Source organism: Flavobacterium branchiophilum NBRC 15030 = ATCC 35035, from assembly GCF_002217205.1.
GTDB lineage: Bacteria > Bacteroidota > Bacteroidia > Flavobacteriales > Flavobacteriaceae > Flavobacterium > Flavobacterium branchiophilum.
In genome coordinates, this window is record NZ_MUGT01000098.1 from 1 (window position 1) to 7,679 (window position 7,679).

General features: G+C 33.2%; 8 protein-coding genes. 1 reads left to right on the forward strand and 7 read right to left on the reverse strand.

Annotated elements, in window-relative coordinates; genetic code table 11:
* Nucleotides 1-398 precede the first annotated feature (398 nt).
* Nucleotides 399-872, forward strand: a complete 474-nt coding sequence (rlmH, locus tag B0A58_RS11285) for a 23S rRNA (pseudouridine(1915)-N(3))-methyltransferase RlmH (RefSeq protein WP_089081144.1) — start codon at nucleotides 399-401, stop codon at nucleotides 870-872.
* A gap of 7 nt (nucleotides 873-879) precedes the next feature.
* Here rlmH and B0A58_RS11290 read toward each other — a convergent pair whose 3' ends face one another.
* From B0A58_RS11290 to ccoS, 7 genes are all read right to left on the reverse strand, one after another.
* Nucleotides 880-1,581: a sulfite exporter TauE/SafE family protein gene (locus tag B0A58_RS11290; RefSeq protein ID WP_089081145.1), complete on the reverse strand. Its 702-nt coding sequence runs from the start codon at nucleotides 1,579-1,581 to the stop codon at nucleotides 880-882.
* A 24-nt stretch (nucleotides 1,582-1,605) separates the two neighbouring features.
* Nucleotides 1,606-2,082, reverse strand: a complete 477-nt coding sequence (locus B0A58_RS11295; RefSeq protein ID WP_089081146.1) for a FixH family protein — start codon at nucleotides 2,080-2,082, stop codon at nucleotides 1,606-1,608.
* A gap of 18 nt (nucleotides 2,083-2,100) precedes the next feature.
* Complete coding sequence (gene ccoG, locus B0A58_RS11300) at nucleotides 2,101-3,513, reverse strand: cytochrome c oxidase accessory protein CcoG (protein ID WP_089081147.1); 1,413 nt, start codon at nucleotides 3,511-3,513, stop codon at nucleotides 2,101-2,103.
* A gap of 75 nt (nucleotides 3,514-3,588) precedes the next feature.
* The gene (locus B0A58_RS11305; RefSeq protein WP_165766331.1) at nucleotides 3,589-4,491 is read right to left on the reverse strand and encodes a cbb3-type cytochrome c oxidase N-terminal domain-containing protein; all 903 of its coding nucleotides are present in this window, start codon (nucleotides 4,489-4,491) and stop codon (nucleotides 3,589-3,591) included.
* 112 nt (nucleotides 4,492-4,603) lie between these two features.
* Nucleotides 4,604-4,771: a CcoQ/FixQ family Cbb3-type cytochrome c oxidase assembly chaperone gene (locus B0A58_RS11310; RefSeq protein WP_014084514.1), complete on the reverse strand. Its 168-nt coding sequence runs from the start codon at nucleotides 4,769-4,771 to the stop codon at nucleotides 4,604-4,606.
* Nucleotides 4,772-4,775: 4 nt separating this feature from the next.
* Nucleotides 4,776-6,953 carry a cytochrome-c oxidase, cbb3-type subunit I gene (gene ccoN, locus B0A58_RS11315; RefSeq protein ID WP_089081149.1) on the reverse strand — a complete coding sequence of 726 codons (2,178 nt, stop codon included), beginning with the start codon at nucleotides 6,951-6,953 and terminating at the stop codon, nucleotides 4,776-4,778.
* Between the two features lie 24 nt (nucleotides 6,954-6,977).
* Nucleotides 6,978-7,145: a cbb3-type cytochrome oxidase assembly protein CcoS gene (gene ccoS, locus B0A58_RS11320; protein ID WP_089081150.1), complete on the reverse strand. Its 168-nt coding sequence runs from the start codon at nucleotides 7,143-7,145 to the stop codon at nucleotides 6,978-6,980.
* Nucleotides 7,146-7,679: the final 534 nt, after the last annotated feature.

A 7,679-nucleotide genomic window follows, 5' to 3' on the forward strand; every position in this document is an offset into this window, starting at 1 on the left:
TAAATATTATATTTATAATCAAATGTCGTTTAGATAAGCATTAATTTAACGACATTTAATCTTATACCAAATATACATATAAAATAGTCCAATCTACTTGTTCTTTTTTGCTAAAATTATTAAAAAAAAATAGTTCCGTAGCCCAGCTATGCAACGATTTTTTTGAAAATTTTTTCTAAAAAATAACTACGTATCTTTGGACTATTTTATAAATATATTTGGTATAACTTTAACCCTTTTTATTCCTAAAATGGTTAAAGTTTTTTATTTATTTCAATAAAATAGATAAAAAAAGGAAAGAGAATTTAAAGCACTTTCAATAATTGAACTTATTTACATTTGGTGTTTTTCAATACGTATAAAATGTATAAATTTGCCCTTATTATTTTACTCTATTTATGAACATCAAGTTGATTGCCATTGGCAAAACCGACAATAAAAACCTGCAAATATTGATAGATGATTATCAAAAAAGGTTGGGATTTTATATCAAATTTGAAATAGATATTATTCCAGATTTGAAAAACCTTAAAAATGTTTCGGAGAAAATTCAGAAAGAAAAAGAAGGAACATTGATTTTGTCAAAAATAACCTCAAGCGATCAATTGATTTTGTTAGACGAAAATGGCAAAATGTTTTCGAGCGTTGCTTTTTCTGAAGAAATTCAAAAAAAAATGAATGCCGGTATCAAGAATTTGGTTTTTGTTATTGGTGGCCCTTATGGTTTTTCGGAGGCCGTTTATCAAAAAGCACTAGGCAAAATATCGCTTTCAAAAATGACTTTTTCTCACCAAATGATTCGATTATTTTTTGTTGAACAATTATATAGGTCGTTTACCATTTTGAAAAACGAACCTTATCACCATCAATAAATGTTTTTTAATGACAATTGGCGTTTTCTTGTATAAATAATTGCATATTAGATGGTGATATATATGGTATATTCATACCTAAACCTCTTAATATAAATACAAAACCAATACAAATTCCAATAATAGGAATAATTTTTTGTATCTTATTTCGTACGGAAAGTGTTATCCAATTTTGAAACAAAACCACGCCACTCATTAATGGTATGGTACCCAATCCAAAACAACACATGAACAACATACCATGTACAACGTTTTGTTGTGCAATGGCACCAAATAAGGCCGAATATACCATGCCACAAGGTAAAAAACCGTTTAAAAAACCAATACTCAACAACGATTTATAGGTTTTTTGTTTGAATTGATGCCCCAATTTTGATTTGATTTTTGATATAAAAATGAAGAAAAATTTTAAAAAAGGAATAGCATTGATTTTTTTTTCGGGAATTATAAAAAATAAAATCATGGCTATTCCAATAAAAATAGACAGTCTTTGTTGTAATCCTGCCAAATATAGCCCTTTGCCTAATAGTCCAAACAGCAAGCCCATCAAACTATAAGCGGTAAGTCGGCCTGTGTGATAGGTTAAGATTTGTAAAACCCTTTTAGCCTCGTTGTGCCTGTCCACAGGGAGCATAAGGGCTATTGGCCCACACATTCCGATGCAGTGCAAACTACTGAGAAGTCCAAATATGAAAGCCGTAAATAACATATTCGTTTTTTATAGATATAAATATTATCTTATGTATAAATTTTCTTTTAAAAGATAGGATTTATTTTTATAATTCCACTCTATACTAATATTCCATCGGCCAGCAACCAAATTTTGTTTCTGAATTTCCATTTTTTGTCCAGAAATGGGAACCTTAAAATCTAATTTTTGGTTAGAAGGTCTATAAAACGAAATTGTCCCTTTTAAACTTGAAATATCTATTGTATTTGGAAACAAAATATCAATTGTTTGAGCATTATCCATGATTTGAGGTTTTGAATTAGAGTCAAAAGCGTTTTGTTCTTTCTGCATTTCGTCCTGAAAATGAGCATCATGTTTATAATATTCTGCAACAACCAGTTCGTTGTCGTATTTGGCATTGGATTGCACTTTGATTACAAAATACAAAATAAAGCTCATGAAGCCTACAAAAGCCAAAAATATACCCGTTCCCCAACTTATTTTAAATAAGCTATTTTGTTGATTATCAGACTGATTCATCGTTATTAATATTTATAGTTAAAAATTTCGGGGACTTAAAAAACTGGTTTTGGTGGTTTCAATTTTATGTTTGCCATCAAATACTTCTATTTCGAGTTTTGTTCTATCGCTTTCTAACAGAAAAGCATCAATTTCTATAAAAAGTGTTCCTTCGTTCATGCCTTGTTTGGGAACAATAATATCGTTTTTGCCCACCATTTGTATGCTTCCTTTAATATTTTTCAACTTAAAATGAATTTTATTAAAGTCATTGTTTGTTTTATTAATTATTTTATAAGTGAAAATATTACTAATTTTATCACCTTTGTGCTGAAATAATTGCCCTGGTAGTCGAAGAATGGTGGTTTCTACTTCGGTTCTTAAAAAAAGTAAACCTATTAATATACCCATTAAAATAAACAAAACAGCTGAATATCCTTTCATTCTGTTTGTGAATTGGAATTTTTCTTTTTTTTCTATTTCGTCTTCAGAGGCATATCGGATAAGCCCTTTTGGAAGTCCAACGCTGGTCATGATGGTGTTACATTCGTCTATACAAGCCGTGCAGTTGGTACATTCTAATTGGGTACCGTTTCGGATGTCGATTCCTGTCGGACAAACGTTTACGCACAATCCGCAATCGATGCAATCGCCTTTTCCTGTGGTGGCTCTATCCTCGTTTTTATTAAATTTGGCTCTGCCCAATTCTTTTTCGCCTCTAACAAAATCATAGGCTACATTGATAGATTTGTTATCGAGCAGTACCCCTTGCAACCGGCCATAAGGGCAAGCAATAATGCACACTTGCTCTCTAAACCAAACAAAAATAAAATAGAAAACACCTGTAAAAATCAACAACGAAATTAAAGTACTCACATGGTGTTGGGGTCCGTCCTGAACCATTTGTATCAAGTTGTCGCTACTGATTAAATAGGCCAAAAACACATTGGCAATTCCAAACGAAATTAATAAAAACAACAACCATTTGAAGGCTTTTTTTCTTATTTTTTCAGCATTCCATTCTTGTTTGTTCAATCGAATTTGAGCCCCTCTGTCGCCTTCAATCCAATATTCGATGCGTCTGAAAACCATTTCTAAAAATATAGTTTGCGGGCAAATCCATCCACAAAAGATACGTCCAAAAATAACCGTAAATAAAATGACAAATACCACGCCCACTATCATAAACAGTACAAAAATATAGAAATCTTGTGGCCAAAACGGAAATCCAAAAATGTTAAAACGTCTTTCCAAAACGTTAAACATCATCAATTGGTTGCCATTAATTTTGATAAAAGGATTTAAAATTAATATAATTAATAAAAAATAACTTACTATTTTTCTGTAATTATACCATTTGCCAGATGGCTTTTTTGGAAAAATAAATTTTCTTTTTCCTTTGTCGTCTATTGTGCCTATGGAGTCTCTAAAACTTTGATTGGAATTTGACATTTTGAAAATTGTTACTACAAATTATGAAATTGAAAAAGCATTTTGAAAATGTATCAAAATGCTTTGTATTTGACATTATTTTACAACAGGAGTTGCAGCAAGATCGGGCTTATATAAATCGCCTTCAGGAGCTTTGCCCTCTTTTGGATTGCTGCCTTGAAGCGACAATACATAACTGGCCACAAGCTGAATTTCTTTGGGTTTTAAGGTAGTTTTCCAGGCAATCATTCCTTTGCCATCTCGGCCACCGTTTGCTATGGTGTGAAACAAATTTTTGATAGAGCCCCCAAAAATCCAGTTGGCATCGGTCAAATTTGGTCCAATTTGGCCACCACCATCTGCTCTATGGCATGCGGCACAATTGTCTGTAAAAATAGTTTTGCCTTTTTCCAAATCGGCTTTTTCGGTAAGTAAAGTTACTTTTTCTTCGGTCATCAAATCTGGAGCTGTTTTAAGATATTCCTCAACATCAATTTTTGCTTGAGCCATTTCTTTTTGAAGTTCCATTTCTTGATTGTCTGCGCCCATTACATCGTATCGCACCAAGTAAATGGCGGCAAAAGCAATACAGGCATAAAAAAGGACTACCCACCATGGTGGCAAATTGTTGTCTAATTCTTTGATTCCATCATAGTCATGATGCAATAACAAATCGTTTTCGCTTTCAATTGGCGAGGTTTTGGTTAGTTTTTGCATCAGGTTTTTATACCATTTTTGCTGTGTTATGCCCAATTGACTTTCGGCAATGGCTTTTTGTTTTTCTTCATCTGTAAGCAGTTGAAACATCACGTTGTCCACGGCATATAATGTTACTTCAATAGCTATTAATACAAATAACAATACCAGTAAAAATACAGATACAATTGGATATTTGATAAATGCAGGTTGGTTGCCCGAATCTATAAAATATTCCACAGCACCAAATGTGAGGAAAAAAAACACTGGTACTCGTAAATAAGCAGGAAATATTTTATTCATAAACATATATTTTATTATTGAATTTTTTTTAGAAAACTAGGTTTTATGGTGTATTAGATTATCGTTTGGTATTTGATAATTCCTGTACAAATAATATTTAACTACCTTGTTTTCAATCATTTAACGGAATTTTACTTAATTCATCTATTTTTTCTTTTTTGTATGAAAAAACCCAAATACCCAATGTAACAAAAAAGATAAAGAACAAGAGTAATGACATAATTGGGTAAATAGACACTCCCGATATGGTTTCTAAATTGTGTTTTATTTGTTCAAACATGATGTTATTTTTTTTCTTTAGTATCAATTCCTAAACGTTGTACATAAGCAATCAAGGCCACAATTTCTCTTTCGTTCATTGGAACAAATTTTTCGCCTTTTGAAATAGCTTTTTTCTTACTAGCATCATCGCTTTTTACAAAGTCGGGGTCGCTTTTCAAATTATTTTCAATTTGCAATGCTTGAGTTCTCAAATCTTTTTGAGCTTGAGCAATTTGCTGGTCTGTATAGGGAACCCCTAGTGTTTGCATGGCTTTCATTTTCTTTTCGGTTAATGACAAGTCCATGGCTTTGTTGTCAAACAACCATTTGTATGATGGCATAATGGACCCTTCGGAAATGCTTTGCGGACTCCAAAAGTGGTTGAAATGCCAGTTGTCGTTATACTTGCCACCTTCTCTTTGCAAGTCGGGACCTGTACGTTTAGACCCCCACAAAAACGGATGATCATAAACAAATTCTCCAGCTTTTGATTGTGGCCCATAACGTTCTACTTCGCTTCTAAAAGGTCTGATCATTTGCGAATGACAGCTTACACATCCTTCACGGATATACAAATCTCTACCCTCGAGTTCTAGAGGGGTATATGGTTTGACACTTGCAATGGTTGGGATATTGGATTTTACCATTATGGTAGGCACAATTTGAATAATACCTCCAATTAAAATGGCTATGGTTGCCAATATTGTAAGTTGAATGGGTTTACGTTCTAGCCAAGGATGGAATTTTTCACCCTTCAATCGGCTGCTGCTTATTTTTTGTAAAGCAGGTGCTGCGGCCAATTCGTCTTCGATGCTGGCATTGGCTTTGATGGTTTTGATAATATTGTAAACCAACACCAACATGCCTATCAAATACAATGTACCTCCCACGGCTCTCATGGCATACATAGGCATGATTTCTTTGACAGTTTCGAGGAAGTTTCCGTAGGTTAAAGTACCATCTGGATTGAACTGTTTCCACATCGAAGCTTGCAAGAAACCAGCTACGTACATTGGTAAAGTGTATAAAATAATTCCTAAAGTACCTATCCAAAAATGGAAATTAGCTAATTTTTCTGAATACAATTTGCCATTGGTCATGCGAGGAATTAACCAATAAATCATTCCAAATGCCATAAAACCGTTCCAAGCCAATGCTCCAACGTGTACGTGGGCAATAATCCAATCGGTAAAATGGGCAATGGCATTAACGTTTTTTAAAGACAACATTGGCCCTTCAAAAGTAGCCATACCATAACCGGTAATGGCCACGACAAAAAACTTCAACACAGCATCTTGTCTTACTTTGTCCCAAGCTCCTCTAAGGGTTAAAAGACCATTAATCATTCCGCCCCAAGACGGAGCAATAAGCATGATTGAAAAAACGACTCCAAGATTTTGAGCCCAATTTGGCAATGCCGAATACAACAAATGATGAGGGCCGGCCCAAATATAAATGAATATTAAAGACCAAAAGTGAATGATAGACAATCTATAAGAATATACTGGTCTGTTGGCGGCTTTAGGTAAAAAATAATACATTAGACCTAAAAATGGAGTGGTTAGGAAAAATGCTACTGCATTATGACCATACCACCATTGCACCAAGGCATCCTGAACGCCAGCATATACAGAATAACTTTTTAGTCCCGATACGGGAAGTTCCAAACTATTGAAAATGTGCAATACGGCTACTGTTACAAAAGTGGCAAGGAAAAACCAAATGGCTACATATAAGTGTCTTTCACGTCGCTTGATCATGGTACCAATCATGTTGATACCAAAAACAACCCAAATTAAGGCTATAGCAATATCTATTGGCCATTCCAGCTCGGCATATTCCTTCGAGGTAGTAATTCCTAATGGCAATGTAATAGCCGCAGCAACAATGATAATTTGCCAACCCCAAAAATGGATATTGCTTAACGTGTCGTTATACATTCGGGCTTTGAGTAAACGTTGTAAGGCATAATATACGCCCGCAAACATAGAATTTCCTACAAATGCAAAAATAATAGCATTGGTGTGTAAGGGTCTTAATCTTCCAAAACTTAACCAGGAAATCCCTTCGGTTAAATTTGGAAAAATAAACATCAAGGCTAAAATAAGCCCCACAAGCATTCCTACAACACCAAATAAAATAGTGGCATAGAGAAACTTCTTTACAATTTTGTTGTCGTAATAAAATTGTTGCATTTCCATAAAATATAATGATTGATTTAAAATTTACTTTTTTGAATGGTTCTTTTTTACTAATTCGTCGTCAAATAACATACGAACAGAAGGGGTATAATCGTCGTCAAATTGTCCTGATTTGACTGCTCTTATAAAAGCTGCCAAAAATCCGATGGCTACAATTACACTGATGGATATTAATAGGTAGATGACACTCATGATTATTTGCGGTTTTGATACCACAAAGTTAGTATTTTTATATGTAACAAAATATGATATTTGTCATGTTTTTAAAATTTTTAACAGTCAAATGGTGTTTTTTTATAGACAAAATACAGTTATTAATTATAATTGACGAATATGTTTTAAAAAACATTTGATTTTCAGTCCATTTTCTTTTTATTTAGAATTGAAATATAGCTGTTTCTTTTATAAACAAGATGTCGAATTGGAAGTTAGAATTTTTGTGTGAGAGATAGCAGTGGAAATCCTGCCCCACTTTTTTGGGAAAAAAAGATTATCTCACAATATTATATTTCTTTTGGAGTTCAATGAACGTTGTTTGCAACGAATAACCCGAGCCGAAGTTTTTACGGAGGGACACGCCCAAAATAATATTTTATTATGTAAGTAAAAAAGACTAGTTGGTTGATTTATATATGAATAATTATTTATTTTTAATAAAAATGTTATTACGATTTGCTAAATCAAACTAAATAATACCAAATATATTTATAAAATAGTCCAAAGATG